Origin of the sequence: Tolumonas osonensis (genome assembly GCF_014202415.1) — a bacterium.
Classification (GTDB): Bacteria; Pseudomonadota; Gammaproteobacteria; order Enterobacterales; family Aeromonadaceae; genus Tolumonas; species Tolumonas osonensis.
Genome location: NZ_JACHGR010000008.1, coordinates 187048 through 213817, shown reverse-complemented (window position 1 = coordinate 213817; position 26770 = coordinate 187048). Strand labels below are relative to the sequence as shown.

General features: G+C 51.3%; 20 protein-coding genes and 1 pseudogene. 11 read left to right on the top strand and 10 right to left on the bottom strand.

All coding sequences use genetic code 11. The annotated features are described in order from the left end of the window. Positions 1-35: 35 nt before the first annotated feature. The 7 genes from HNR75_RS12570 to HNR75_RS12540 form a co-directional block, all read right to left on the bottom strand. Positions 36-2462, bottom strand: a complete 2427-nt coding sequence (locus tag HNR75_RS12570) for an EAL domain-containing protein (protein ID WP_188027329.1) — start codon at positions 2460-2462, stop codon at positions 36-38. Beyond that, a complete protein-coding gene (locus tag HNR75_RS12565; protein ID WP_188027328.1) occupies positions 2459-3472 on the bottom strand; it encodes a polyamine ABC transporter substrate-binding protein in 1014 nt (337 codons plus the stop codon). The genes HNR75_RS12570 and HNR75_RS12565 overlap by 4 nt, the downstream gene beginning before the upstream one ends. 177 nt (positions 3473-3649) lie before the next feature. After that, positions 3650-6070 (bottom strand): DNA topoisomerase (ATP-hydrolyzing) subunit B, encoded by a 2421-nt coding sequence (gene gyrB, locus HNR75_RS12560; protein ID WP_188027327.1) that lies wholly within the window; start codon positions 6068-6070, stop codon positions 3650-3652. A 20-nt stretch (positions 6071-6090) separates the two neighbouring features. Further along, positions 6091-7164: a DNA replication/repair protein RecF gene (gene recF, locus HNR75_RS12555; protein ID WP_188027326.1), complete on the bottom strand. Its 1074-nt coding sequence runs from the start codon at positions 7162-7164 to the stop codon at positions 6091-6093. Positions 7165-7169: 5 nt separating this feature from the next. Next, positions 7170-8273: a DNA polymerase III subunit beta gene (gene dnaN, locus HNR75_RS12550; RefSeq protein WP_188027325.1), complete on the bottom strand. Its 1104-nt coding sequence runs from the start codon at positions 8271-8273 to the stop codon at positions 7170-7172. An 18-nt stretch (positions 8274-8291) separates the two neighbouring features. Beyond that, positions 8292-9677 (bottom strand): chromosomal replication initiator protein DnaA, encoded by a 1386-nt coding sequence (gene dnaA / locus HNR75_RS12545; protein WP_188027324.1) that lies wholly within the window; start codon positions 9675-9677, stop codon positions 8292-8294. A gap of 153 nt (positions 9678-9830) precedes the next feature. After that, positions 9831-10586: a helix-turn-helix domain-containing protein gene (locus HNR75_RS12540; protein ID WP_188027323.1), complete on the bottom strand. Its 756-nt coding sequence runs from the start codon at positions 10584-10586 to the stop codon at positions 9831-9833. 138 nt (positions 10587-10724) lie between these two features. Between HNR75_RS12540 and HNR75_RS12535 the strand changes: the two genes are divergently transcribed. The 6 genes from HNR75_RS12535 (at position 10725) to mnmE (ending at position 18293) form a co-directional block, all read left to right on the top strand. Further along, positions 10725-14195 carry an acyl-[ACP]--phospholipid O-acyltransferase gene (locus HNR75_RS12535; protein ID WP_188027322.1) on the top strand — a complete coding sequence of 1157 codons (3471 nt, stop codon included), beginning with the start codon at positions 10725-10727 and terminating at the stop codon, positions 14193-14195. 250 nt (positions 14196-14445) lie between these two features. Beyond that, positions 14446-14583: a 50S ribosomal protein L34 gene (rpmH, locus tag HNR75_RS12530; protein WP_188027321.1), complete on the top strand. Its 138-nt coding sequence runs from the start codon at positions 14446-14448 to the stop codon at positions 14581-14583. Continuing rightward, positions 14583-14939, top strand: a complete 357-nt coding sequence (rnpA, locus tag HNR75_RS12525; RefSeq protein ID WP_188027320.1) for a ribonuclease P protein component — start codon at positions 14583-14585, stop codon at positions 14937-14939. The genes rpmH and rnpA overlap by 1 nt, the downstream gene beginning before the upstream one ends. Then, positions 14906-15163 (top strand): membrane protein insertion efficiency factor YidD, encoded by a 258-nt coding sequence (gene yidD, locus HNR75_RS12520; protein WP_188027319.1) that lies wholly within the window; start codon positions 14906-14908, stop codon positions 15161-15163. The genes rnpA and yidD overlap by 34 nt, the downstream gene beginning before the upstream one ends. A 3-nt stretch (positions 15164-15166) precedes the next feature. Next, positions 15167-16816 carry a membrane protein insertase YidC gene (yidC, locus tag HNR75_RS12515; protein ID WP_188027318.1) on the top strand — a complete coding sequence of 550 codons (1650 nt, stop codon included), beginning with the start codon at positions 15167-15169 and terminating at the stop codon, positions 16814-16816. Between the two features lie 115 nt (positions 16817-16931). After that, entirely contained in the window at positions 16932-18293 is a 1362-nt protein-coding gene (mnmE, locus tag HNR75_RS12510; RefSeq protein WP_188027317.1) for a tRNA uridine-5-carboxymethylaminomethyl(34) synthesis GTPase MnmE, read from the top strand. Positions 18294-18375: 82 nt separating this feature from the next. On the opposite strand, the gene HNR75_RS12505 is transcribed toward mnmE, so the two are convergent. The 3 genes from HNR75_RS12505 to HNR75_RS12495 all read right to left on the bottom strand — a co-directional run bounded on the left by HNR75_RS12505 (position 18376) and on the right by HNR75_RS12495 (position 21124). Then, a complete protein-coding gene (locus HNR75_RS12505; protein ID WP_188027316.1) occupies positions 18376-19062 on the bottom strand; it encodes a DNA-binding protein in 687 nt (228 codons plus the stop codon). A gap of 275 nt (positions 19063-19337) precedes the next feature. Further along, positions 19338-20303 carry a sugar-binding transcriptional regulator gene (locus HNR75_RS12500; protein ID WP_188027315.1) on the bottom strand — a complete coding sequence of 322 codons (966 nt, stop codon included), beginning with the start codon at positions 20301-20303 and terminating at the stop codon, positions 19338-19340. A 32-nt stretch (positions 20304-20335) separates the two neighbouring features. Continuing rightward, entirely contained in the window at positions 20336-21124 is a 789-nt protein-coding gene (locus tag HNR75_RS12495) for a triose-phosphate isomerase (protein WP_188027314.1), read from the bottom strand. A 293-nt stretch (positions 21125-21417) separates the two neighbouring features. Between HNR75_RS12495 and pdxA the strand changes: the two genes are divergently transcribed. From pdxA to tal, 5 genes and pseudogenes are all read left to right on the top strand, one after another. Then, positions 21418-22425 carry a 4-hydroxythreonine-4-phosphate dehydrogenase PdxA gene (gene pdxA / locus HNR75_RS12490; protein ID WP_188027313.1) on the top strand — a complete coding sequence of 336 codons (1008 nt, stop codon included), beginning with the start codon at positions 21418-21420 and terminating at the stop codon, positions 22423-22425. Positions 22426-22452: 27 nt separating this feature from the next. After that, entirely contained in the window at positions 22453-24168 is a 1716-nt protein-coding gene (locus HNR75_RS12485) for a four-carbon acid sugar kinase family protein (protein WP_188027312.1), read from the top strand. Between the two features lie 106 nt (positions 24169-24274). After that, a pseudogene (locus HNR75_RS12480) lies at positions 24275-25260 on the top strand (2-keto-3-deoxygluconate permease). A 61-nt stretch (positions 25261-25321) separates the two neighbouring features. After that, positions 25322-25780: a ribose 5-phosphate isomerase B gene (gene rpiB / locus HNR75_RS12475; RefSeq protein WP_188027311.1), complete on the top strand. Its 459-nt coding sequence runs from the start codon at positions 25322-25324 to the stop codon at positions 25778-25780. Positions 25781-25801: 21 nt separating this feature from the next. Next, positions 25802-26758, top strand: a complete 957-nt coding sequence (tal, locus tag HNR75_RS12470) for a transaldolase (protein WP_343043282.1) — start codon at positions 25802-25804, stop codon at positions 26756-26758. Positions 26759-26770: the final 12 nt, after the last annotated feature.

The window sequence follows — 26770 nt, the reverse complement described above, 5'->3', positions numbered from 1 at the left end:
CGGTCAGGCGCAGTCAGGCCGGCACCTCCTTTATCTCATTCACCCTCCGCCAGACAGTCGGCAAACAGCAACGCGATCAGCTCCTCCTCGGTGACCGGTTTCGACAGCAGATACCCCTGCGCCATATGACATCTTTTTTGCTGCAACAGCTTGAGCTGCTCTATCGTCTCCACCCCTTCGGCAATGACCCGCAATGAAAACGCATCCGCCAATTGCAGGATGGAATCGACCAGTTTGGGATTACTCTCCAGCTGCATGATGTAGGAACGATCGATTTTTAAAACATCCAGCTGTAAATTGGTCAGATGACTGAGCGAGGTATAACCGGTGCCGAAATCATCCAGTTCAATTTCGACGCCAATTTCTTTCAGTGTCCGGACCATCACCCGCGCCACCTCATCCAGTTCCACAATTGCGGTTTCCGTGATCTCGATACCAAAGCGGTGCGGCGGGATCTTATAGCGCTGCAGCATACTCTGTACGGCCTCGGGATAGGCCGGATTGGACAGCTCCGTACCGGAAGCATTCACCGCCAGACGAAAGTCCGCGATCCCTCTGGTCGTAAGTTTGTCCAGACACCGGCAGGCCTGTTCCAGAACCCAGAGGTCAATTTCCATGATCTGGCCGGAGACTTCGGCTATCGGAATAAACCGATCCGGCGGCACCATACCATATGACGGATGCCGCCAGCGGAGTAACACCTCGGCACCGACAATATGTCCGCTGTGAATGTCGTACTGCGGCTGATAAACAACAAAGCATTGCTGCCCGGCTATCGCGTCCCGCAATTCCGATTCCAGCCATTTGTCCTCGCGGATATGCTGCACCATGGTATTGTCCAGTTGCAGCCAGTGATTCCCCTGATAACGGCTCGCCTGCCGCCGGGCTTTACTCACCCCCTCCATCAGCTCTTCAACACTGTTGGCGATATCCGGAAAGCGGACAATACCGGCACTGAAACGCAGTTTGATGGCATAGCTGCCCAGCATGACCGGCTGGCTCAATCTGGCCGCCAGTTGTTCGCAAAGCGTATTGGCATCCGGCAATACCAGTGTGTTCTGGCCTGGTTCTCCCGTATAACAGGGAATAGAAAAAATAAATTCATCCGACCCAGAGCGCGCCAGACAGACACAGCGGGCATTTGCCTGGGTGTGTTCATGCAGTAATTGCTGCAGGATATGACTCATCAGTTGCAATGCCTGATCACCGGTTTTGGCACCAAACGTATTATTAATCCAGGTCAGGTTATGCAACTTCAGTTGTGCCAGATAAAAACAGGTTTGCTGCTTGTGATGCCGCTCCACCATATTTTGCAGACACCGGATAAAGGCAGCGCGGTTACCGATCCCGGTCAGGGGATCAATAAACGCGGCCCGCTCCAGCTCACGTTTGGAAACCTCCAGCTGACTGAACATGCCGGCGAAATGGTTATGCAGCTCATCCATTTCATCTTTGGACGGCACCGAATTGATCTCGCTGATTTCATGCGTTGCCACCTGTTTCATCAAATCCCGCAGATTGCTGACCGGATTCAGGATCAGACGCTTCAGCACAACATGCAGTAATGCCAGCAGAATCAGGCAACTGATGACCAGCCAGATCACGGTGGTGAGACGCAGTTCCATTGCTTCCGCCGTCATCAGTTTTTTCGGAATCAACGCCTCCAGAATAAGACCATCATCTAACGGCAGGCGGCGGACAAGAAACTCGTCTTCCGGCAGAACAATTTCATCCGTATCCTGATTACCGCTACGCCAGCCAAGTGGAGTCCTGCCGGCAATAAAGGTATTCGATTTATCCAGCAGCAATAAATAGATCCCCTGCTGCTCCTGCTGTTTTAAAAACATTTCACCGAATTTGCGCAGCGAATATGTCAGGATCAGGTTGTAGCTCTGGATTGTATCTCCATTCCGAGATATCTCCGGTCCGGAAGCTGTAAACCGGTAGCCCTGTTTATAGACAAATTCGCCGATCTCGGGTGAATACATCAGATAATTGAACTGTTCTTTTGCCCCGGCCTGTTCAGCCCAGTGCTGCATAAATGTCTGATTACTCGGCGCTATGTCATCGAAGGGATTGATGCCCTCACCAACGCGCAGTAATGCCTTGTTCTCCGGACTGAGCAGGCTTAGCTGCAGAAATCCTTTATTACTGACCAGTAATTGATGAAACATGCGCTGGACCCGGATCCCCATATACACTTTCTGGGTTCCTGTCACTTCGGTCGCCAGATACGCGATCAGGGCTTCGGAGTTAGGTAGCTGTGTCAGCTCCACCATATTCCGCCGCAGTTCACCACTCAGGTGTTCGTTGATGGTGGTGGCCATACTGGTCAGGCGTAATTCCATATGACGGTTAGCCATATCGCCCAGCTTCATCATGCTTTGCACGCCAAGCGCCAGCAACGGCAGAATGACAACCGGCAGCAGTGCGAGTAATAGTTTCCTGCCCAGCCCTTTCATTTCAGCACCGAGAAATAGATGGCATGACGCAGTTCACTGCTGCTCACATCGGCGTTATAAAACTCCGAGCGCTGCAGCTGTTTTGCCGGAGGATAAATGATGCTGTTGCCCTGTATTGCCTCCGGCAGATAGTGCTTCTTCAATGCCGGAGTGAACCCCATGGTTTGTCCATTAAGCAGCGCAATATCGGGCCGGGTCAGAAATTGCAGAAAACGCTTCGCTTCGTTTTGATGCTGGCTGGTTTTCAGTACCGACATGCAGTCCAGCCAGAGTGGTGACCCCTCGTCCGGCGCAACATAAACCCAGTCGTCATATTCGGAATACTGCCGTACAACATTAAAATCGCCGCTGTAAACCATCGCCGCTGCAATCCTTTTTCCCCACTGACTGTCCGCTAGTGCCGCAAAAGAAAGCTGATAGGTTGCAACGAAGGGACGCTGTTTGCGCAGCAGCTGATAAGCCGCCTGTAACTCTGCTTCCGAGTGGGTATTGATCGAAAAGCCGGCGGCTTTTAACGCCACAGAAATCAGATCAAACGTGTCATCCACCATCACGATGCGACCTGCCAGCCCCGGTTCCGGTGTGAACAACTGTTGCCAGCGGGTAATGGGTTCAGAGACCTGGCTTCGCCGGTAAGCGATCCCCAGAGAACCCCACATATAGGGGACAGCCAGATCACCGCAGCGAGCGGTAAATGCCGGATCAATGGCCGGATTCTGTGTTCTGACTGCGGCAGGCATCGGGATGAAAAGCTTTCGCCAGGTGGGATCGTTCAGCGACAGACTATCGATGGAAACAATATCAAACTCCGGCGGATAGCCTCCGGCTAACAGACGATTACGGGCTTCATCACTGTCATAACTCACTTCCTTGATATGGACACCTGTCTCCTGCTCAAAGCGGGATTTCACCTCCGGAGCAAGATAGTACTCCCAGGTGTAAATCACCAACTCTGAGGCCGGACAATAGCCGGCGAATGACAGCAACAACATATTGAGCCAATAACGCATCCCGTTTGCCCTTATATCTGTTCACATGCCCTCACCATAAATCAGGAGCCAATAGAGGCACCTGTTTAACTATAGACCATCCCTTTGCCGCGTTAGTCTCCTCTTGCATTTCTGTATAAAAAAACCCCAGAGATGTGATCCCCGGGGTTTATTCATTTTCGCTAATTAAGCAGTGGTTTATACGTCGAGATTGGCCACTTTCAGCGCATTGCTTTCGATGAATTCACGCCGCGGCTCCACGTTATCGCCCATCAGCGTGGCAAACAGCTGGTCGGCGGCAATCGCATCTTCAATGGTCACACGCAGCATACGACGCGTCATCGGATCCATCGTGGTTTCCCACAGCTGTTCCGGGTTCATCTCACCCAACCCTTTATAGCGCTGGATATACAGACCGCGTTTGCCTTCATCCAGCAGGATCTGCAGCGCTTCTTCGAAGCTGGCTACCGGACGCACCTTGTCACCGCGCTTCAGGAAGCCGGTCGGCTCAATCAGATTGGTGATCTGCTGACCGATGCTGACGATCTGCTGATATTCCGGGGACATCAGGAACTCAAAGCCCAGCTGATAGTGCTTCTCTACCCCGTGCTGACGCAGCAGGATCTGAGGCAGATAAACACCATGCTCGGCATGGCGATGTACGGACAGTACATATTGCGAGCCATTGTTGCCCTGCTCGTCCAGATTGCTTTGCAACTGCGCAACCCATGCCTTGGCCTGGGTTTCATCACGCAGCAGCTCTGCATTCAATACCGGCATGCACAGCAGCTGTTGCAGCACCGCCTCCGGCAGACGACGAGACAGGCGTGTAATCAGGTGCTGGGCGGAACGGTATTCCAGTACCAGTTTCTCCAGCTGGGCGCCAGAGATCGCCGGAGCGGAATCATTCACATGCAGCTCGGCACCATCCAGTGCCAGTGTGGTCTGATATTCCAACAGCGTATCTTCGTCTTTGATGTACTGCTCCTGCTTGCCTTTCTTCACTTTGTACAAAGGCGGCTGCGCAATATAGACATAGCCACGTTCGATGATTTCCGGCATCTGCCGGTAGAAGAAGGTCAGCAGCAGTGTACGGATGTGCGCACCGTCGACGTCCGCATCGGTCATGATGATGACGTTGTGGTAACGCATTTTATCCGGATTGTATTCGTCACGGCCGATACCACAGCCCAGTGCGGTGATCAGGGTGCCCACTTCCTGTGAAGAGAGCATCTTGTCGAAACGCGCTTTCTCGACGTTCAGGATCTTGCCTTTCAGCGGCAGAATGGCCTGATATTTGCGGTTACGACCCTGCTTCGCAGAACCGCCCGCAGAGTCACCTTCCACGATGTACAGTTCAGACAGCGCCGGGTCACGTTCCTGACAATCCGCCAGTTTGCCCGGCAGACCGGCGATATCCAGCGCACCTTTACGGCGGGTCATTTCACGTGCTTTACGTGCCGCTTCACGCGCCCGAGCCGCATCGATGATCTTGCCGACGATGACTTTGGCTTCACCCGGGTTTTCCAGCAGGTATTCATCCAGCTTTTCGCCCATCGCCTGTTCCACCGCCGTCTTCACTTCGGAAGAAACCAGCTTGTCTTTGGTCTGGGAGGAGAATTTCGGATCCGGCACTTTCACCGAAATCACCGCAGTCAGACCTTCACGCGCATCATCACCGGACGCGGAGGTTTTCGCTTTCTTGCTGTAACCCTCTTTATCCATGTAGTTGTTCAGCGTACGGGTCAGCGCAGCACGGAAACCGGCCAGGTGGGTACCACCGTCACGTTGCGGAATGTTGTTGGTAAAGCAGTAGACGTTTTCCTGATAGGCATCATTCCACTGCATTGCCACTTCCACCGCGATGCCGTCTTCACGCTCCAGCACGAAATAGAAGGCTTTCTGATGGATTGGGGTTTTGTTCTGGTTCAGGTATTCCACGAAGGCACGGATACCACCTTCATAGTGGAAATGATCTTCACGGCCATCACGCTCATCAATCAGGCGGATCGACACACCCGAGTTCAGGAACGACAGTTCGCGGAAACGGCGCGCCAGAATTTCATAGCGGAAAGTCACATCCGAGAAAATGGACGGGCTTGGCCAGAAACGGATTTCGGTACCGGTATTGCCATCGCACTCACCGACCACGGCCAGTGGCGCTTCCGGCTCACCCAGGAAATAGGTTTGCTGGTGGACTTTGCCGTTACGGTTGATAGTCAGCAGCAGTTTGTCGGACAGCGCGTTCACCACGGACACACCCACACCGTGCAGACCGCCGGAGACCTTGTAGGAGTTGTCATCAAACTTACCACCGGCGTGCAGCACGGTCATGATCACTTCCGCAGCGGAACGGCCTTCCTCTTTGTGCATATCGACCGGGATACCACGGCCATTATCGCGCACGGAAACGGAACCATCCTCATGAATACGTGTCACGATCTCAGTGCAATAACCTGCCAGTGCTTCGTCGATGGAGTTATCCATCACCTCGAATACCATATGGTGCAGACCTGTACCGTCGTCGGTATCCCCGATATACATACCAGGACGTTTGCGTACCGCATCCAGCCCTTTCAGTACCTTAATACTCGAGGAGTCGTAAGTATTCTCGCTCATGTTTATTCTCGCATTATCGACTATTCGGTGATGTTGCCCTGTTTCACGTGAAACAGACGGCAATCAAATTCTTGCATCATGCCCTGCAGTGGTTGCTGGTCAATGGCGGTGATAAACACCTGTGACTCACATTGCTGCAACCGTTTTGCCAGAACATAGCGTTTCTCCGCATCCAGCTCTGATGCGAAATCATCAATCAGAAACAGGCAGGTTTTCTCACTGTGCTGCCGCAGATATAACCCCTGCGCCAGACGCAAGGCACACACCAGTAACTTGAGCTGTCCCCGGGACAGTAAATCCTGCACCGGGACCCCTTCCGCCCGCAGCCGTAAATCAGCCCGGTGCGGACCCACTGCGGTGTGACCCAACTGGCGGTCACGCTCAAATCCTTCCTGCAGAAGCGAAGCCAGTTCCTGCTCCTGCTGCCACCCGGCATAAAAGGTGGCCTGAAAAGTATATTCGGGCAACAACTCCTGACAGATCTGCTGCACCAGCGGCAGCAAAGCCTGACAATATTGTTGCCGGAATAAACTGAGTGCCAGGCTGAATTCAGCCAGTTGCTGATCCCAGTAGGCCAGCAGCGCATAGTGACTGGATTGACGCAACAACGCATTACGCTGTTTCAGCAGACGCCGCACTTTCCCCCAGAGCGGGAAAAAAGCCTGTTCCACGTGAAACACGCCCCAGTCGACAAACGCACGCCGTTGCTGCGGTCCGCCGGTCAGCAGATTATACCCTTCCGGATGGATCAGCTGCAGCGGTAACAGGCTGGCCAGCTGTGCCAGTTTATCGGCATTTTTGCCGCCGATTTTCAGCTGCGTATCGCCCTGCCGGTCCTTTCGCAAACCAATGCTGATCTGTTGTTCATCCTGTTCCAGCTGGGCAAACAACGTGAAGGCCTTCTCGCCTTGCATGATCACCCGGTTGGTGAGATGAGTGCGGAAAGAACGGCCAAGGCTGAGGTAATGAATCGCCTCCAGCACGCTGGATTTGCCACTACCATTCAGCCCTAACAGCAGGTTCATCCCGCCAGAGGGAACAAGTTCCGCCTGGCTGAGATTACGAAAATGTTGGATCTGCAGCTTGTGCAGCATGCGGCCTACAGACGCATTGGCATGACGACATATTGCGCATCGTCATTGCCGGCATCTTCCACCAGAGCGCTGCTGTTTGCGTCCGTCAGGTACCACTTCACCTGCTCACATTTTAACGCATTCAGCACGTCGAGCACATAGGAGACGTTAAATCCGACTTCCAGCTCAGGGCCATCATACTGTACATCGATCAGCTCTTCGGCTTCTTCCTGTTCCGGATTGTTGGCAGTAATGTGCAGCAGATTGGTTTTCAGATGCAACCGCACACCACGAAATTTTTCATTGGAAAGGATCGCCGCACGTGAAAATGCCTGTTTCAGCAGTTCGCGTTCGGCAATCAGAATCTTGTCACTTTGACGCGGGAATACCCGGCGATAATCCGGGAAGCGGCCATCCACCAGTTTGGAGGTAAAAATGAACCCTTCCGCTTCAGCGCGCAGGTTGTTCTGGCCAATCTGCAGACGGATGGTGCGATCGTCATTTTCCAGCAAACGCGCCAGCTCCAGTACCCCTTTCCGCGGCAGAATCACCTGATGATCGGCCTGCGGCTCACTCAGCACTTCACGGCGGCAGGTGGCCAGACGGTGACCGTCCGTTCCTACCGTACGCAAACCCTGACCGCTGGTTTCGAACAGCATGCCATTCAGATAGAAACGCACATCCTGGCTGGCCATCGAGAACTGCGTGGCCTCCATCAGGCGTTTCAGTTCCTGCTGACTGATATCGAACTCGAGTACCGAGTTCCATTCCTCAATATTCGGATAATCCGCGGCCGGCAAGGTCGAGAGCGAATAGCGGCTGCGGCCGGAGCGCAGAATCAGACGTTCGCCTTCCAGCACAAAATCCAGCTGAGCACCATCCGGCAAACCACGACAGATATCCAGCAGCTTGCGCGCCGGTGTGGTGACACTGCCAGCGGTCACGGCACCGGCTAACGGCACCAGACCAATCATTTCCACTTCAAGATCGGTACCAGTCAGTGACAGACGTTGCTCGGTCGCATTTAACAGCACGTTACTCAGGATCGGCAGTGTCGGACGACCGCCGATAGAACCGGATACCAACTGCAACGGCCGCAGCAAACTGTCACGGCTAATGGAAAATTGCATGGACTGTTTCTCCCGCGATTAAGAGGAAAGGGTTCGGATCAGATTCGAGTAATCTTCTTTAATATCATTACTCTCTTCGCGCAACTCGGCAATTTTACGGCAGGCGTGCAGCACGGTGGTATGGTCGCGGCCACCAAAGGCATCACCGATTTCCGGCAAGCTGTGGTTGGTCAGTTCCTTCGCCAGTGCCATGGCCAGCTGACGCGGCCGCGCTACCGAGCGTGAACGACGCTTGGAGAGCAGATCCGCCACTTTGATTTTGTAATATTCGGCGACCGTTTTCTGGATATTTTCGATCGTGACCAGTTTTTCCTGCAGTGCCAGCATGTCGCGCAGCGCTTCACGCACAAAATCGATATTGATCGGTTTGCCGGTAAAGCGGGCATTGGCGATCACGCGGTTCAGCGCCCCTTCCAGCTCACGCACGTTGGAACGCAGACGCTTGGCAATAAAGAAGGCCACTTCGTGCGGCAGATGGATTTTGTTCTCCTCTGCCTTGCGCATCAGGATCGCGACGCGGGTTTCCAGTTCCGGCGGTTCGATGGCAATGGTTAAGCCCCAGCCGAAACGGGATTTCAGACGATCTTCCACGCCGTCGATCTCTTTCGGATAACGGTCGGAGGTCAGAATGATCTGTTGGTTACCTTCCAGCAGCGCATTGAAGGTATGGAAGAACTCTTCCTGTGAACGCTCTTTCTTGGCGAAAAACTGAATATCGTCGATCAGCAGCGCATCGACACTGCGGTAATAACGCTGGAATTCCTGAATCGCGTTGTTCTGCAATGCTTTCACCATATCCTGCACAAAACGCTCGGACTGCATGTAGATCACTTTGGCATTCGGCTTGCGCGCCCGGATACCATTACCCACCGCGTGCAACAGGTGGGTTTTACCCAGGCCGGTACCGCCATACAGGAACAGCGGGTTATAGGCACCGCCCGGGTTTTCTGCTACCTGATGCGCGGCCGCCAGCGCCAGCTGGTTGGATTTACCCTCAACGAAATTATCAAAGGTATAGGTTTCGTTGATGTTGCTCTTGTGGTTAATTTCCGGCACCAGATCCGGTTTACTGCTCCAGGAAGGGACAGTAACCGCCGGTTCACTGCGCGTTTCCGCCACAGGCGCAGACGCCGTGCTCACCGGAGCACCGGTGGCGGCCGGACGACGGCCCACCGCAAAATGCAACGTTGGCGCATCGGCACCACACAGTTCGGTAAACAGACTATTGATCCGTAACAGGTATTTATCGCGTACCCAGTCAAGAATAAACCGGTTAGCGGCATAGAGGGTCAGCGAACGATCACCATACTCAGCCTGAAGCGGTCGGATCCACAAGCCGAACTCACCGGATGGTAATTCTTCCTGCAGCCGAGTCAGGCATTGCTGCCATAGCGAAGCGGTCACTTTTCACCCCTGTCTGATCATTTTATAAAGACTTTCTATTTTACTCCCGTTTGCGGATCGATCTCCAGATCTTGTTCGCAGGATCTTCACAATCATTGCGGATCATGTGGCTAGTATTGTGGATAATGCTGGGATAATTTCCAAATGCGCTCACTATTTATCCACAACATTACTCACCGATGATCGACTGATCTCGTCAAACAGGACATGCCGCCACTGCCGGACGGCCAGTACCAGCGTGGTACCGTGTTTCTCGTCCATCGGCAGGCTGCGATCCCCCCGCGTCAGCTCACTGAACTCCCGCGACCAGCGCGTCATCAGCTGCTGCAGCTCACGGTTGCTGCTGTTACAGAGCAAGCCATTCAGTACCAGCAATTTTTCGGTCTCTTTATCGAAACGGGACTGGAAAAAATCCTGTTGTACCCGCTGCAGGAAAAAACGCTGGATCGGACCATCCGGTAACCAGCTGAAATGGGTCGCCAGCCGTAACCGGATCCGGTTACCTGGTAACAGGTCGATGATCTTCAACCGATCCAGAGCGGCCAGTTTGCGCACGCACTCCGGTTCGGTCAGTGCATAGTGCGACAACAGATCCTGAAACGTGAAACCGTTGATCACACTGACCGCCACCAGCAACAACAACTGATCTGCCGCGATTTCCTGTTCCTGCGGCAAGGTCAGCTGGGTCAGTTGCGGCTGCTGCTGGGCCTGCTGCATCAGCTCGGCAAATTCAATCTGTAACCAGTCGCAAAGCTGTTCCAGCCGCTGCAGACTGAAACTCTGGCTGGCAAACAGCCGCTTGACCGAGGCTTCACTTAAACCCAGCAACTGCGCCACATCGGCGTAGGTTTTTCCCTGGGCCCGTAACTGTTTTTTCAGTGTCTGTAACAGGGTATGGGTCTGACTCATTAAGCTCTCCGCCCGATAAAAGTATCGTTAAACGATACCATGAGGTGTAAATGACGCAACATAGTCAATTCTGTTTGTAAAAAACGATACCATTACTCACGATATAGCTATTGTTAGATGGAAATCAGGACTTCCTTGATGTTTAAACTACTCAGCCAGCGCGGCGCCCTCGCCTTTCTGCTGGCCGGCTTTATGAATGCCTTTGTCGATCTCGGGCATAAAATCATTATTCAGAATACGGTCTTCAAGATTTATGACGGTTCACAGCAGGTGATCCTGACGGCGATTGTCAATGCCCTGATCCTGCTGCCGTTCATCATGTTTTTTGCGCCAGCCGGGTTCAGCTCCGACAAATATCCGAAAGACAAGGTCATGCGCTGGTCGGCCTGGATAGCCGTCGGCCTGACACTGGCGATCACGCTCTGTTACTACCAGGGGTGGTTCTGGCCGGCGTTCGTGATGACTTTCCTGCTCGCGATACAGGCGACCTTCTACTCTCCGGCCAAATATGGCTACATTCAGGCTCTTTTCGGCAAGAGCCATCTGGCCGAAGCCAATGGTGCGGTACAGGCAGTCTCGATTATTGCCATTCTGGCCGGTACGGTGGCGTTTACCGTGGTATTTGAACTCTGGTTCCCGGCCGGTACCGAAAGCAGCGGGCCGATTCTGCAGTCACTGGCGCCGGCCGGCTGGATGCTAGTGGGCTGTACCGTGCTGGAATTAGCCCTGCTGTACCGCCTGCCCACACTGGAGCATCCGGAGCCCATGCCGGCGTTTGACTGGAAAAACAGTCTGCATATAAAACAATTTCATCAGGAGCTGCAGCCGGTACTGGAGCGTGATGTCATCCGCTTGTCCGTGCTCGGTCTGTCGCTGTTCTGGGCGGTGGGTCAGGTTTTACTGGCCGCCTTTCCGGCCTTTGCCAAAGAGACGGCCGGCATTGAAAACACGCTGGTGCTGCAGGGCGTGCTGGCCTGTACCGGCCTCGGTATTGCGCTGGGCTCCTGGCTGGCGGCCCGTTTCTCGCGCAATTACATCGCCACCAGCCTGATCCCGGTGGGCATTGTCGGCGTTGCCACCGGTCTGGTCATGCTGCCGCAATTTACCAGCACCACCCTGTATGCCCTCGATTTTCTGCTGATCGGCACCGCCGGTGGTATGTTCATTGTCCCGCTGAATGCACTGATCCAGTTCCACAGCCGGGAAGATGAACTCGGTAAAGTGATTGCCGGCAACAACCTGTTCCAGAACATTGCCATGCTCTCTTTCCTGGTGTTAACCGTGGTGGTGGCAGAACTCGGTTACGATGGCAAACATCTGCTCTATCTGATGGCCGTGGTGACCGTTCTCGGCTGCATTTACACCATCAGTAAAATGCCGCAGAGCCTGCTGCGTTTTATTGCCCAGGGCCTGCTCAGCCAGCGCTATAAAGTCGATATTCAGGGTATCCAGAATATCCCGTCAACCGGTGGTGTCCTGCTGCTGGGGAATCACATCAGCTGGATTGACTGGGCGATTGTGCAGATTGCCAGTCCGCGTCCGGTTCGCTTTGTGATCATCAAAAGCATCTATGAGCATAAGTACCTGAAATGGTTATTCCGCCTGTATGGCTGCATCCCGATTGCCAACACCGGCAGCCGTCGCGCCCTGGAAACCATCAGTGAACTGCTGAATCAGGGAGAAGTGGTTTGTCTGTTCCCGGAAGGCAGCATCAGCCGCAATGGCCATCTGGGCGAATTCCGCCGGGGTTTTGAGCTGGCTTGCCGCCGCGTCAATGACGACGTCGTGATCGTGCCCTTTTATTTGCGGGGTTTATGGGGCAGCCAGTTTTCCCGCTCCTCCAACAAACTGAAAACGTTGCGTCGCAGTGGCTACTACCGCGAAATCATCGTCGCCTTTGGTCAGCCGCAGCCGAAGACCAGCAATGCGACCTTCGTTAAACAGCGCGTCTTCGATCTCTCGGTACAGTCCTGGCAGCGTCATGTGGAAAACCTGCCGACGCTGACCAATGCCTGGATAAGTTCAGTCAAAAAAGCAGAACGCCGCAGACTGTCACTGGCCGATGGCATTTCCAAACCATTGACCGCCGATAAGGCACTGACTGCCGCCTGGGCACTGTCGCACCGTATCCGTCAGATCAGTCCGGAGCAGAATATCGGGGTACTGTTGCCCACCAGCACCGGTGGCGTGCTGTGTAACATGGCGACACTGCTGGCGGGTAAAACGATTGTGAACCTGAACTACACCGCCAGTAAAAACGCGTTGATAGCCGCGATCGAACAGGCTGATATTCAGACTATCTATACCTCACGCCGGTTTATCGAACGACTGGTCAAACGCAATCCGGATGCCGTCTCGGTACTGGAAGGCCGTTACATCATTTATCTCGAGGACTTGCGCAGCCAGATCCATTTCAATGAAACCTTCTGGCGCTGGCTGGCCATCCGGATGCTGCCCGCCCGCATTCTGAAACATCTCTGCAATCACGCGCATGACAGCCAGCAAACCGCCGCCATCCTGTTCTCCAGTGGTAGCGAAGGGTCGCCGAAGGGCGTTATGCTCAGCCATCAGAACATTATGGCCAACCTGAAACAGATTTCGGATGTGGTGAACACCCAGGAACAGGATGTGCTGATGTCCTGTCTGCCGCTGTTCCACGCCTTCGGTCTGACCGTAAACCAGTTTATGCCGCTGATCGAAGGCATTCCGGTGGTCTGTCATGCCGATCCGACCGATGCCGTAGGTGTGGCCAAAAACGTGGCGCAATACCGGGCGACCATTCTGTGCGGTACCTCCACCTTCTTCCGCCTGTATGCCAAACATCCGAAAGTACATCCGCTGATGATGGAAAGTCTGCGCATCGTGGTGGCCGGCGCGGAGAAACTGAATCCGGCGGTACGGGAAGCCTTTCTCAGCCGCTTCAATAAGCACATACTGGAAGGCTATGGCGCCACCGAAACCACCCCGGTCGCCAGTGTGAATCTGCCGGATTGTCTGGATACCCAATACTGGGATCTGCAGATTGGCAGTAAAACCGGCAGCGTGGGGATGCCCCTGCCCGGCTCCAGTGTGCGGATTGTCGATCCGGAAACCTTTGAGCAGTTGCCAACCGGCAGTGACGGCATGATCCTGATTGGCGGGCCTCAGGTGATGCAGGGTTATCTGAATAACCCGGAAAAAACCGCCTCCGTCATCAAAGAGATCGATGACAGCCGCTGGTATGTCACCGGTGACAAAGGTCATCTGGATGAAGATGGTTTTCTGTTTATCGTCGACCGTTACTCCCGCTTTGCCAAAATCGGCGGTGAAATGATCAGTCTGACCACGGTGGAGCAGGCTGTACAAAAGGCACTGCCTGAAGAAACCGAAGTCATTGCCGTTAATCTGCCGGATGAGAAAAAAGGCGAACAGATTGTGTTACTGACCACCGTCAGCCTGGATCCGGACGGTCTGCGTAAAACCATGCTGGCTCAGGGATGCCCGCCGTTGTTACTGCCATCCCGGATCCTGCAGCTGACGCATCTGCCGAAACTGGGCTCCGGAAAAACGGATTTCAGCCTGGCCCGGCAGGTGGCGCAACAAACACAGGAGCAAGATCCGGCAGTGTGATCTTGCTCCGCAGGCATAAACCGATATAATCGCCGGCCACGATCCTGCTGGATCGTGGTGTTTTTTTACGGGGATCCGGATAAAACAACGATTTCTTGCGTCTCTTGCTGCCGGTTTTAGACTGGCCGATTGACGTATACCCGTTATCTGTTTAAAATCCGGCCTCTTTGAATTGATGCTTTCGCCATATCATCGGCGCGTCGATGGGCGGCAGTATCAAATCTGTACAGTTAATTCACGGATTATAGCTATGAAACGTACTTTCCAACCTTCAGTACTGAAACGTGCCCGCAACCACGGTTTCCGTGCTCGCATGGCAACCAAGGGCGGCCGCAAAGTTCTGGCAGCTCGTCGCGCTAAAGGTCGTGCTCGCCTGACCACTGCTTAATGGTCAAGCAAACCTTTCCTCGGGAGTTACGTCTGTTAACTCCCGAAACCTTCCAGAAAGTCTTCGCGCAGCCTGTGCGCGCATCTTCTCCACATCTCACTCTGCTGGCAATACAAAACGAACTGACGCATCCCCGTCTGGGTTTGGCTATACCTAAAAAAGCATTAAAACGTGCGGTATGGCGTAACCGGGTAAAACGTCTGGTACGTGAAAGCTTTCGTCTGCATCAGCACGAACTGCCGCCCATTGATATTGTGGTGATTGCCAAATCAGGTATTCGCGATCTGGATAACCCTGCTTTATTACAACTGCTGGACAAGCTATGGCGCACCCTCGCTCGCCGCAGCAAAAGCTAGCCGTTGCACTCATAAGAGTCTATCAGTGGGTCATTAGTCCGCTTCTTGGCCCGCGTTGCCGCTTTACACCAACCTGTTCTCAATACATGATTGATGCGATTTGCCTGCACGGTCTCATAAAAGGCATTTGGTTAGGTGGCAAACGTCTATTAAAATGTCACCCTTTACATTCAGGCGGCCATGATCCGGTTCCGCAACCTAAGCAATCGAAGCGAAGAAAATAAACTATGCAACCTCAACGTAATCTCCTCCTGATCGGCTTATTGCTGGTCACCTTCATGCTCTGGCAGAGCTGGATGGTTGATAAGGCCCCGAAACCTGCAACCCCGGCGACCGCGGAAAGTTCTGTCCCGACCTCATCCACCGGTGATGTTCCGAATCAAAACGAGGCCACCAGTGCGAAACATGCATTGCTGACGTTGCGTTCTGATGTGCTGGAACTGACTGTGGATACACTGGGCGGTGATATTGTTGAAGCCAAACTGCTGAAACAGACTGAAACCCAGGGGTCAGACAAACCCTTCGTACTGCTGGAAAAGAAACCTCAGCGCCAATATGTTGCCCAGAGTGGTCTGATTGGTCGTGACGGTGTTGATAACCAGGCGGAACGTCCGGTGTATACCGCCGAAGGTACTGAATTCATTCTGGCTGAAGGCAAGGATGAACTGGTAGTACCAATGGTGTATACCGATGCCAAAGGCAACGTATTCACCAAGCGCTTTGTTTTGAAACGCGACAGTTATGCGATCGGCGTGGATTATCAGGTGAAAAACCTGTCTGCCCAGCCTCTGGAAGTTCAGTTCTATGGTCAGCTGAAACAGACGATTGCCGCGCCGGAAGGCAGCAGCACCCCGGGAATGATGGCCAGCGCCTTCCATGGTGCCGCCTACTCCTCCGCTGAACAGCGTTATGAAAAAGTAAACTTTGCTGACATCGGTGAGTCCAAACTGGATGTGGCCACCCAGGCTGGCTGGGCCGGCATGCTGCAGCACTACTTCGTGACTGCCTGGACCGGTAAAGCCGACGCGCAGAACCACATTTACGGCAAAGCGGTGAATGTGAACGCTGACGCCAAAGACAGTGGTGAAGCGATTATCGGTGTCAAACTGCCGCTGACCACCATTGCTGCCAATAGTGAAGCCGTTGTTGGTACCAGCCTGTGGATTGGTCCGAAACTGCAGGATCAGATGGCGGCGGTTGCGCAGCATCTGGATCTGACCGTTGACTACGGTTACCTGTGGTTCATTGCTCAGCCACTGTTCCAGCTGCTGCAGTTCCTGCACGGTCTGGTGGGTAACTGGGGTGTGGCCATCATCCTGATCACCATGATTGTCCGTGGTGTGATGTACCCGCTGTCAAAAGCCCAGTACACCTCCATGGCGAAAATGCGTCTGCTGCAGCCGAAACTGACGGCACTGCGTGAGCGTTTAGGCGATGACCGCCAGAAAATGTCTCAGGCGATGATGGAGCTGTACAAAGAAGAGAAAGTAAACCCGCTGGGCGGCTGCTTCCCGCTGCTGATCCAGATGCCTATCTTCATCGCATTGTACTGGACCCTGATGGAGTCTGTAGAACTGCGTCATGCGCCATTTGCGCTGTGGCTGACTGACCTGTCGGTTAAAGATCCGTACTACGTGTTGCCGCTGCTGATGGGTGCCACCATGTGGTACATCCAGAAAATGAGCCCGACCACCGTTACCGACCCGATGCAACAGAAAGTGATGCAGTTTATGCCAATCATCTTCACTTTCATGTTCCTGTGGTTCCCGTCCGGTCTGACCCTGTACTGGGTGGTGAGTAACCTTGTGACCATTACCCAGCAGACGCTGATCTTCCGTCAGCTGGAGAAAAAAGGCTTGCATACCCGCAAGAAATAATTTTTCTGCCGGTTAGCCTTACTTAAGCCCCGCCCTGTGTGCGGGGCTTTTTCTATTCGGCATTCGCCGTTTTATTCATTACAATTTCAGAAAGTACCTTATTCCGAGAATCATCATGCACACAGAGACTATCGTCGCGCTCGCTACTCCACCCGGCCGCGGGGGGATTGGTATCCTGCGTATTTCCGGCCCGTTATGTACCAAAGTGGCGGAGGAAGTGCTGGGTAAAATACCGAAAGTGCGCCATGCCGAGCTGCTGCCGTTTTGTGATGCGGATGGCAGAGCGCTGGATCAGGGCATTGCATTGCTGTTCAAGGCGCCTTACAGCTTCACCGGCGAAGATGTGCTGGAATTGCAGGGGCATGGTGGTCCGGTGGTACTGGACATGCTGCTGCGCCGTATACTGACGATAAATGGTGTTCGTCTTGCCCGTCCCGGTGAATTCTCTGAACGTGCCTTTATGAATGACAAGCTGGATCTGGCTCAGGCAGAAGCTATTGCCGATCTGATTGAAGCCACCAGCGAACAGGCCGCCCGCTCGGCAATGCAGTCACTGCAGGGGGAATTTTCCACTCGAATCCACCAGCTGGTTGATTCCCTGACGAACCTGCGCATTTATGTGGAAGCCGCGATAGATTTTCCGGAAGAGGAGATCGATTTTCTCTCCGACGGCAAAATTGCGAATGCCCTGTACGGTGTAATGGCTGATCTGGCACAGGTTAAACGCGAGGCACAGCAGGGTGCGCTGTTACGTGACGGCATGAAAGTCGTGATTGCCGGCCGCCCGAATGCCGGTAAATCCAGCCTGCTGAATGCGCTGGCTGGCCGCGAATCCGCGATCGTCACTGAAATTGCCGGTACCACCCGCGATGTGTTGCGCGAGCATATTCATCTGGATGGCATGCCGCTGCATATCATTGATACTGCCGGTCTGCGTGATACTGACGATACCGTGGAAAAAATTGGTATTGAACGCGCCTGGGCGGAAATCGAACAGGCCGACCGCGTCCTGTTCATGGTTGACGGCACCACTACCGATGCGCGTGATCCGCATGATATCTGGCCGGATTTTGTGGATCGGTTACCGGAAAACCTCGGTATCACCGTAGTACGCAATAAAGCCGACCTGACCGGTGAAGAACTGACCGTCAGCGAGGAAGCTGGCTATGCTGTCTATCCAATCTCCGCTAAGACCGGTTTAGGACTGGATGCGCTGCGGGAACACCTGAAGGCCTGCATGGGCTTCCAGAGTACGCTGGAAGGCGGATTTATTGCCCGCCGCCGCCATCTGGATGCCATTGAACGGGCCTCCGAACGACTGGAAGAAGCGAAAGTGCAACTGGAGGTCTATCTTGCCGGTGAGCTGGTGGCCGAAGAACTGCGGCTGGCGCAGGAAGCGTTAAGCGAAATTACCGGCGCCTTCAGTGCCGATGACCTACTGGGTCGGATCTTCTCCTCATTCTGCATCGGGAAGTAAATCGCTGCCCCGGCACCATAGAAAAAGGAGTCTTAAGACTCCTTTTTTGTTCCACACAGACCGGTTATAGATCAGTTTCGGCTCAGGCTGGTTGCTCATTCTTACCGCGGATCTGTTCCAGTAAATCACTTTCTGCCTTTTTACGGGCAGCCGTTTCAATTTCCAGTTTGGCTGCCAGCGTTTTCGCATCGTGCTCGGCATTCATCTTGGCCACCCGCTCCTGCTCCAGATTCTTATACAGCTGATCCAGATCAGCCTCCAGACGTGGCACTGACTCCAGTTTCAGTTGCACTTTGACCAGTTCCATTCTGGAATGCGTTGCAGACTCTTTTTCGATTTCGATCTCCTGCTGCGCCCGTTTCAGTTCGGCATTCAGCTGATCAAACCGGCCAGTCACTTCATCCTTGATGGTCCGGGCTGAATTTAACTCCGCTGTTTGCTGTGTTAACTGCTGCGTCAGCTGATCAATTTCTGCCATCAGCTCAGTATTAGTCTGACGTAAAACGTCAATGTCCTGAGAAAGCTGCGTTTTGACCGCAGCGACCTGCCGGGTAATAAACTCTTCTAATGTGCGCTGTAATTCGCCAGAAACAGAAAACTCCGGTTCATCCGAGGTCGCCTGTATCGATTGCCATACCTGAAAGAAACGCCAGATTTCAGACATCGAACCAGCCTTCAGGCGCTTACGGACATCCAGAACGGTGGGTTTGTTGCCTTCAGCACAGATAGCATCCGCAGCCGCATTCACCTGATCTTGCGTTATAGTCATATTCATTCTGTTACCCGGTTATTAATTTAATGAATTATAAGTACTGAGAGAGAATCAAATGACATCAAGTATAGCTGTTACATATACAAATACGCATTGGTTAAACCAATAACAATGTCAGAATCATTGAGTCCATCACATCACGATCCTAGCCGGACAATGCAAAGGAAATATGAACATCAGAAAAAGGCTCACGTGACGTAAAACAATGGCCGGAAGATGGATGCTGAGCGGAAAAGGAAAGGCATCCGTAGATGCCTTTCGGAGAACCTGGATTATCCCGCCTGCTGCTGCAGATTCAGCACAGTCCGTGCGTTAGAGGCACTGGTAGCAATAATATCAATCACACCGGAACGTAAGGCCGCTAAAATGGCCATCGCTTTGGTGTTTTCAGATGCGATCGCAATGACACAGGGAATATGTCTTAATTCTTCAAGACTAAGCCCAATGACACGATCATTCATGACGGTATCCACCGGCTTGCCATGAATATCAATAAAGCTATAACCGGCAATATCACCGACAACCCCCAGATCCATGCGTGCAGACATGATTTCCTGCGAGGTAAACCAGCCTAACTGGACCATATAGCTATTTTCATTCATATCTCCCAAACCAACGAGCGCAATATCCGCTTTCGCTGCTTTTTCGAGCGTGTCTTTGATCAACCGGTTTTGCATGAATACTTGTTTCATTTCCCGGTTTTCGACATACGCCGGGGCATATAACGTTTCGCTACTGGCATTAAACTTTTTCGCTAAATGCCGGCTGATATGATCGCTATCGATCATTTCGCCATCGCGATGCGTACCGCCAATCCCACAGATAAATTTGCATTGGCGCTCCGGGAAAATACCCACATGCGCCGCAATCGCAGCCACATTTCTGCCCTGACCGACCGTCACTGACATCCCATTTTTCAGTACACTGGAAAGGTAATTGGTAACCAGCGCCGCTACCAGTTGGCGTTGTTCATCCTCATCCCGATGGTCGACCGCGATTAATGCTCTCTTAATGCCAAATTTATCAATCAGTTGCTGTTCAATATTGGAACTGAACACCGGATGATATTTCACATTAATTTCGACAATGCCTTCCGTACGCGCTTTTTTCAGCAAACGCCCAACCTTGATACGGGAAATACCAAATCGTTGTGCTATCTCTTCCTGAGTCTGCTCATTTTCATAATACGCAATCGCAATTTCTGTTAGCAGTTCATTGTCAGAATCACTCTCTGCCATGAACGGACCTCCTTAGCTATCGGTATTGGGAATTAGGGTTTTTGAGCCAGAAACTGAGCGACTTTATCAAGTAACGCACAAAAACCATTTGCATTCCAGGCGGATCGACCTACAAACAAACCGTCGATATTTTGCTGGCTGATGAGCTCTAATGAATTGTTAAGATTAACACTTCCGCCATAAAGTAGCGTCACTTTCTCCGCAATTTCTGCGCCATACATCGTTATCAGCGCCTGACGCATTGCATCGTGCACATAGGCAGCTTCTTCTGCGGTAGCAGGGATACCACCATCGCCAATGGCCCATACGGGCTCATACGCCAGAATGACTTTCGGCACATCTTGTTCCGCAACCTGATATAAGGCTGCTTTCATTTGTCTGATCACCGTCTCTGCAGAGGCGCCCCATTGTTTTTCAGACAACTCATCCCCCACGCACACCAGCGGACGAAGCTGATGATTTAAGGCGGCATGCACTTTTTTGTTCACAGTGATATCCGTTTCGCCAAAGTATGCCCGGCGCTCTGAATGCCCGATTTCAACCAATGTCGCGCCCGTTTCGGTCACCATGCGGGGGGAAATTTCGCCGGTAAACGCCCCTTCTTCCGCAAAATGCATATTTTGCACACCAGTTAAACACCGTATTTCTTGCTGACTGATTTGGCGCGTTACCTCTCTGACAGTGGTAAACGGCGGGATCACAAATGGCTGGATAAAATTCGGAATATTGTTTTTATGTATTTGTAATATCTCACAAAAATCCAACGCTTCGGCCAGTGTTTTGTTCATTTTCCAGCTTGTACCAACCCAATATTGTTTCATGACTCTGCTCCTGTCATACCTGAAAAATTTTTCGTGTTTTTACGGTAATCAGAACCCCTACAAATAAAAGTGATATGCCTCACCATTTCATGAACATTTGTTTTTATACAAAACATATATTCGGTCATTTGTTTATTTGATCGATCTCACAAAATCTCTCCGCCCTGCATTTTGTAGGGATTTTTGTGATCCAGGTCGATTAAATTTTATCGTTACACCGACAAACTGAATATAACAAAAGTTCATGTAATGAACGTTTTATCAAACACCAACGAACGATAGAGGAAGTTTGTATGTCTTCAACAAGAAAACCTGTAGTCGCAGTGACTTTGGGTGACCCAGCAGGGATTGGTCCTGAAATCTGTGTAGCAACCATGCAATCAGAAGAAATCTATAACGAATGCAAACCATTTCTGATTGGTTCGGTGCCGATTATTGAACGCGCAATGAACATCAATAAATGCGATTTCAAAGTAAACAAAATCAGCAAACCGTCTGAAGGAAAATTCGAGTTTGGCACCATCGATGTTCTGGAAACCGGTCCTTACGATTGCAACAGCATCGAATGGGGTAAAGTTCAGAAATTGGCTGGGCAAATGTCCTATGACTATGTCATGAAATCGATTGAACTGGGCATGAACAAGGAAATCGATGTGGTTTCCACAGCCCCTATTCATAAAGAAGCGATCAAACTGGTTGGGTGTAAACATCCGGGGCATACCGAGATCTATCAACACGAAACCAATTCAGACTATGGTCTGACCATGTTTCATACCCGTAACCTGCGCGTTTTCTTTGTCAGCCGTCACATGTCCGTGAAAGATGCTTGCGACTACGCCAATAAAGAGCGTGTGCTCGCCTGTGTTGAGCAAATTAATAAAGAATTTACCGCACTGAATATCAAAAACCCACGCATTGCGGTCGCAGCACTGAATCCACACGGTTCAGACAATGGTTTGTTCGGTCATGAAGAAAAAGACCATCTGATCCCTGCCGTGCAGGCAGCAAAGGAAAAAGGCATTAATGCCATTGGTCCGGTGCCGGCCGATTCCGTCTTCCACCTTGGTAAATTAGGCAATTACGACGCCATTCTTTCCCTCTATCACGATCAAGGGCATATCGCTTGTAAGACCCTCGATTTTGAACGTTCGATCACCATTACTTTTGGCTTGCCATTCATGCGTAGCTCTGTCGATCACGGCACTGCTTTTGATATCGCAGGCACAGGTAAAGCAGGTTCAATCAGCATGATTGAATCGACTCTCAGAGCTGCGCAGTACTGGAAAATGAAAAACCAATAACCGTTGATTTCAGACAAGGCACTGACTATGGATAAATATCTGGAAATTCATAAAGGCGTTGATGGTTGGGGTGGTCCACTCAAGGTCCGGATCGAAAATAATAAGAAAATCACATACATCACGGGTGGTAATAAGCCAGCGGTGGTGGAAAAACTGGAAAGTCTCACTGGCTGGGAAGCGGTGGATGTCTTCAAACAGGGTGAACCGCCAGAAACTGAAATCGGGATCGCGGTCATTGATTGTGGCGGTACCCTGCGCTGTGGTCTGTATCCGAAACGCGGGATCCCGACCATCAACCTGCATGCCACCGGAAAATCCGGCCCATTGGCGCAATACATCACGGAATCTATTTATGTATCCGATGTACGCCCGGAAAACATCACAAAAATAAATGAACGTGGTGTAAACGAAAAAATCGGGATCGTCTCAGATGACCTGACAGGCGCAACCACAGTCGGCGTTCTGCTGGCGCGTTCCGGTGTAGAAACCGCAGCATTCTTTGATGTGGAATCGTTGCAGGAGGTCAATAAAGACTATCAGGCGATGGTACTGAGCAGTGACAGCCGTCCGTTACCAAAAGAGCAGGCACAGTCCCGCGTTTCTGCAGCCATCCAGCTGTTAAAAGAAAAGGGCGCGACTTACTTCTCAAAACGTATCGATACCACCATGCGTGGCGGGATTGGGTATGAAATTGATGCCATGTTGCACAATCTGCCTGCAGATACGATGGCCGTAGTGGTGCCTGCAATGCCGCAATCTCGTCGTATTGTGGTGGGTGGTTTCTCGGTGATCGATTGCGTCGCGTTGTCTAAAACGGATGTGGCGAAAGATGTGCGTACCCCGGTGACGGAAACTTATGTACCTGATCTGATTGCCCGTCAGACAGAATACCAGGTTGATCATGTTTCCCTGACTCAGGTTTTGGCTGGTACCGATTCGGTCGCGAAAACCATGCAAACCAAACGCAATCAAGGTGCTCGTGTCCTGGTTGTCGATGCCATCTCGATGGATGATGTTGAAACGATTGCCAATGCGGTAGTTCAACTGAACTGGAATGTATTGTGTGTCGATCCTGGTCCGTTTACCGAACGTCTGGCCTATGCCCGTGATATGGCAAAACAGGAACGGTTCAACCAAAAACAAGCCATTCCACGTGAAAGCCAGAGCGGTTCGATTGTCATTGTTGCTGGTAGTGCGAGCCCGGTGACAAAACGCCAGCTTGGGCGCTTGCTCGAAACCGATAAGCGGGTTTGTCACATCCCGGTTGACGCTGAACTGCTGATTGATAGCGCAAACTCCGCCGACATCGAAATTAATCGTGTGGTTGAGCAGGCACGCAATCAAATCACGAATCGCCGGAATTCAATTTTTGTCTTTGAATCTGCATTAACCGGCCGTGTGCTTGACTTGAAAGAAGAAGAATCCAAATTCTTCCTCCCTGCAGGCCAGGCAGCAGCCAATATTAACTGTGGTTTAGGCAAAATCGTCAAAAACATCCTGCAACAGGATAGTGGTGATGTTAAGGGTATTTACATGACCGGTGGCGACACCATGGTGAATGTCTTAAAACATTTAGGCGCCAAAGGCATTGAAATGGTCGATTACGTTATTCCACAAACTGATTTAGTCCGGATTATTGGGGGTGAGTATGAAGGAATGGTTTGTATCGGGAAAGGTGGTCTGACTGGGCCGGATAACATTATCGAACAAATTGTCGATAACATTTATAAAGAATCAGCTTGATTTTGCAGTAATAAGGTTGGCCGTTTTACCTTTAAATCAATTGACTCACACAACAACACACAACCGTTAACGAGAAATTCGATGAATTTCTCTTTGTGAGGAATACATGGCTAATATAAATATTTTTGAAAAAATGAACAAAGTGCCAGGTGGTTTAATTATCATTCCACTGATGGCAGCAATTTTGATTAATACTTTTTTCCCTGATCTATTAAAAATAGGCGGCCCAACAACAGCACTATTCAAAAGTGGTTCAAGTGCGATGATGGGGATATTCCTCCTGATTTGTGGATCATCGATTAATATTAAACAGGAGGTTTACCACTTTATAAAGGTGGCGTGTTATTAATGATGAAAGTCATCGCGGGCGGGATTGTCGTGTATGGCATCGGTTCATTATTAGGACCTGAAGGATTCATTGGTATTTCGATGCTTGCCTTGGTGGCCTGTATTACCAGCTCTAACAGTTCTCTTTATATCGCATTATGCAGCAACTATGGCGACTCCAGTGATGCGGGGGCAATCTCTGTCTTCTGTATCAAAGACGGTCCTTTTGTCACCATGGTTGTGCTTGGCGTAAGCGGACTGGCGAACATTCCTTTTGCTGCGCTGTTATCCATGATTATTCCTCTGCTGATTGGCATGGTTTGGGGAAATGTGGATGAAAAATTCAAGCAGTTGTGTGCCGCGTCTCAACCACTGGTCATCATCATCATGTCGTTTGCGATTGGTGCGAACTCCAGTATGAACACTGTCTTTACCGCAGGGTTATCAGGCATCGTATTAGGTCTGATCTCGGCTTGTACAGGTGTCATTTTCTACTTCGTTTACAACCTGTTCCTGAAAAAGAAAACTGCGCTGGGTGCCGCACTGGGAACCACAGCAGCCAGCTCAGCGTTAACACCGGCCATGGTTGCACAAGCAGATCCGACGCTACAGGTTTATGTTCAGTCAGCAACCGCTCAGCTTGCGACAGCCAGCATTATTACCATGCTGATTGCACCGCTGGTGGTTGCTTATTTCGACAAGAAATTAAAACAGAAATACGGAACAGAATTACCAGATGCCGAAACAGCGACATCACATCAGTAATTAAATATCAAACCAGGTCACTCATCTGGGTGACCTGAACCCGAAATAAAGGATGAATATTATGACTACCATTGCGATTGGTGCAGATGATGCTGCGTTTGATTTCAGAAATAAAATTATTGAATATTTAAATGCTAACCATATTGAATTTGTCGATTACAGTAGCGACCGTAACCCTGACAATAAATTATATCCAGATGTTGCACATAATGTTGCAACCTCCATTAAAGAAGGAAAGCATGAACGTGGCATTTTAATTTGTGGTACCGGGATTGGCGTCAGCATTACCGCCAATAAAGTTCCGGGTATTCGTGCCGCACAATGCCATGACACGTTTTCTGCTGAACGCGCACGTAAAAGCAACAATGCGCAAATTATTTGCATGGGTGCACGCGTTATTGGTGTCGAGCTTGCAAAAAACATATTAAGCGCCTGGTTTGAATCTGAATTCGAAGGCGGAAACTCCGCACCAAAAGTAGATAGAATCAGTTATTACCAAGATCATTATTGCCAAAAATAATAATTATTTGGTCAAGGAGATATTATGAGCCAGCTTAGTGAATTAAAAAAACATACCATTGTCGTTGCTGATACCGGTGATATTGATTCCATCAAACAATTTGCACCTGAAGATGCAACTACAAATCCGTCACTGGTGTTAAAAGCGGCCCAGTTACCACACTACAAAAAACTGATTGAAAATGCCGTCTATGCAGCGAAAGAACTGGGCGGCAGCAACGAAACCATGTTGATGAATGCCTGCGATCAAGTCGCGGTGAATATCGGTGCCGAAGTGTTGAAATATGTACCGGGCCGGATATCAACGGAAGTGGATGCCCGCCTCTCTTTTAACAAAAACCAGTGTATTCAGAAAGCGCGAAAACTGATCTCGCTTTATCAGGAAAAAGGGATCGATAAATCCCGCATTCTGATCAAAATCGCCGCCACCTGGGAAGGTATCCGGGCCGCAGAGGAACTGGAAAAAGAAGGTATCAACTGTAACTTAACACTGATTTTTTCTTTTGCTCAGGCACGCGCCTGTGCTGAAGCCGGTGTGTTTTTAATTTCACCCTTTGTGGGTCGTATTTACGACTGGTATCAGAAAAATCAGCCAACCGAAAACTATCTTGCTGATACCGATCCTGGTGTGAAATCAGTCCGCGCTATCTATGAGTACTATAAAAAATACCACTACAACACCGTTGTGATGGGCGCCAGTTTCCGCAAAAAAGAACAAGTGCTCGCCTTGTGTGGTTGTGACCGCTTAACCATTTCCCCGGCAATTCTGGACGAGTTAACCGCCAGCGACCAGCCTGTCAGCCGCAAACTGACCGCGACCAGCACCCCAAATGCAGTGCGTCCTGCCGCGATGACGGAAGACGAATTCCGTTGGCAACATAACAGTGACGCCATGGCGGTAGAAAAACTGGCAGAAGGTATCCGGGCATTCGCAGCCGATCAAATCAAACTGGAACAGATGATTTCAGCACTCATTTAGAATAGGACTGGG

What these genes read in the sequence shown, in the direction of transcription:
- HNR75_RS12570 (WP_188027329.1), bottom strand. Translation starts at nt 2,462, where the DNA reads ATGAAAGGGCTGGGCAGGAAACTATTACTCGCACTGCTGCCGGTTGTC.
- HNR75_RS12565 (WP_188027328.1), bottom strand. Translation starts at nt 3,472, where the DNA reads ATGCGTTATTGGCTCAATATGTTGTTGCTGTCATTCGCCGGCTATTGT.
- gyrB (WP_188027327.1), bottom strand. Translation starts at nt 6,070, where the DNA reads ATGAGCGAGAATACTTACGACTCCTCGAGTATTAAGGTACTGAAAGGG.
- recF (WP_188027326.1), bottom strand. Translation starts at nt 7,164, where the DNA reads ATGCTGCACAAGCTGCAGATCCAACATTTTCGTAATCTCAGCCAGGCG.
- dnaN (WP_188027325.1), bottom strand. Translation starts at nt 8,273, where the DNA reads ATGCAATTTTCCATTAGCCGTGACAGTTTGCTGCGGCCGTTGCAGTTG.
- HNR75_RS12540 (WP_188027323.1), bottom strand. Translation starts at nt 10,586, where the DNA reads ATGAGTCAGACCCATACCCTGTTACAGACACTGAAAAAACAGTTACGG.
- HNR75_RS12535 (WP_188027322.1), top strand. Translation starts at nt 10,725, where the DNA reads ATGTTTAAACTACTCAGCCAGCGCGGCGCCCTCGCCTTTCTGCTGGCC.
- rpmH (WP_188027321.1), top strand. Translation starts at nt 14,446, where the DNA reads ATGAAACGTACTTTCCAACCTTCAGTACTGAAACGTGCCCGCAACCAC.
- rnpA (WP_188027320.1), top strand. Translation starts at nt 14,583, where the DNA reads ATGGTCAAGCAAACCTTTCCTCGGGAGTTACGTCTGTTAACTCCCGAA.
- yidD (WP_188027319.1), top strand. Translation starts at nt 14,906, where the DNA reads ATGGCGCACCCTCGCTCGCCGCAGCAAAAGCTAGCCGTTGCACTCATA.
- yidC (WP_188027318.1), top strand. Translation starts at nt 15,167, where the DNA reads ATGCAACCTCAACGTAATCTCCTCCTGATCGGCTTATTGCTGGTCACC.
- mnmE (WP_188027317.1), top strand. Translation starts at nt 16,932, where the DNA reads ATGCACACAGAGACTATCGTCGCGCTCGCTACTCCACCCGGCCGCGGG.
- HNR75_RS12505 (WP_188027316.1), bottom strand. Translation starts at nt 19,062, where the DNA reads ATGACTATAACGCAAGATCAGGTGAATGCGGCTGCGGATGCTATCTGT.
- HNR75_RS12500 (WP_188027315.1), bottom strand. Translation starts at nt 20,303, where the DNA reads ATGGCAGAGAGTGATTCTGACAATGAACTGCTAACAGAAATTGCGATT.
- HNR75_RS12495 (WP_188027314.1), bottom strand. Translation starts at nt 21,124, where the DNA reads ATGAAACAATATTGGGTTGGTACAAGCTGGAAAATGAACAAAACACTG.
- pdxA (WP_188027313.1), top strand. Translation starts at nt 21,418, where the DNA reads ATGTCTTCAACAAGAAAACCTGTAGTCGCAGTGACTTTGGGTGACCCA.
- HNR75_RS12485 (WP_188027312.1), top strand. Translation starts at nt 22,453, where the DNA reads ATGGATAAATATCTGGAAATTCATAAAGGCGTTGATGGTTGGGGTGGT.
- rpiB (WP_188027311.1), top strand. Translation starts at nt 25,322, where the DNA reads ATGACTACCATTGCGATTGGTGCAGATGATGCTGCGTTTGATTTCAGA.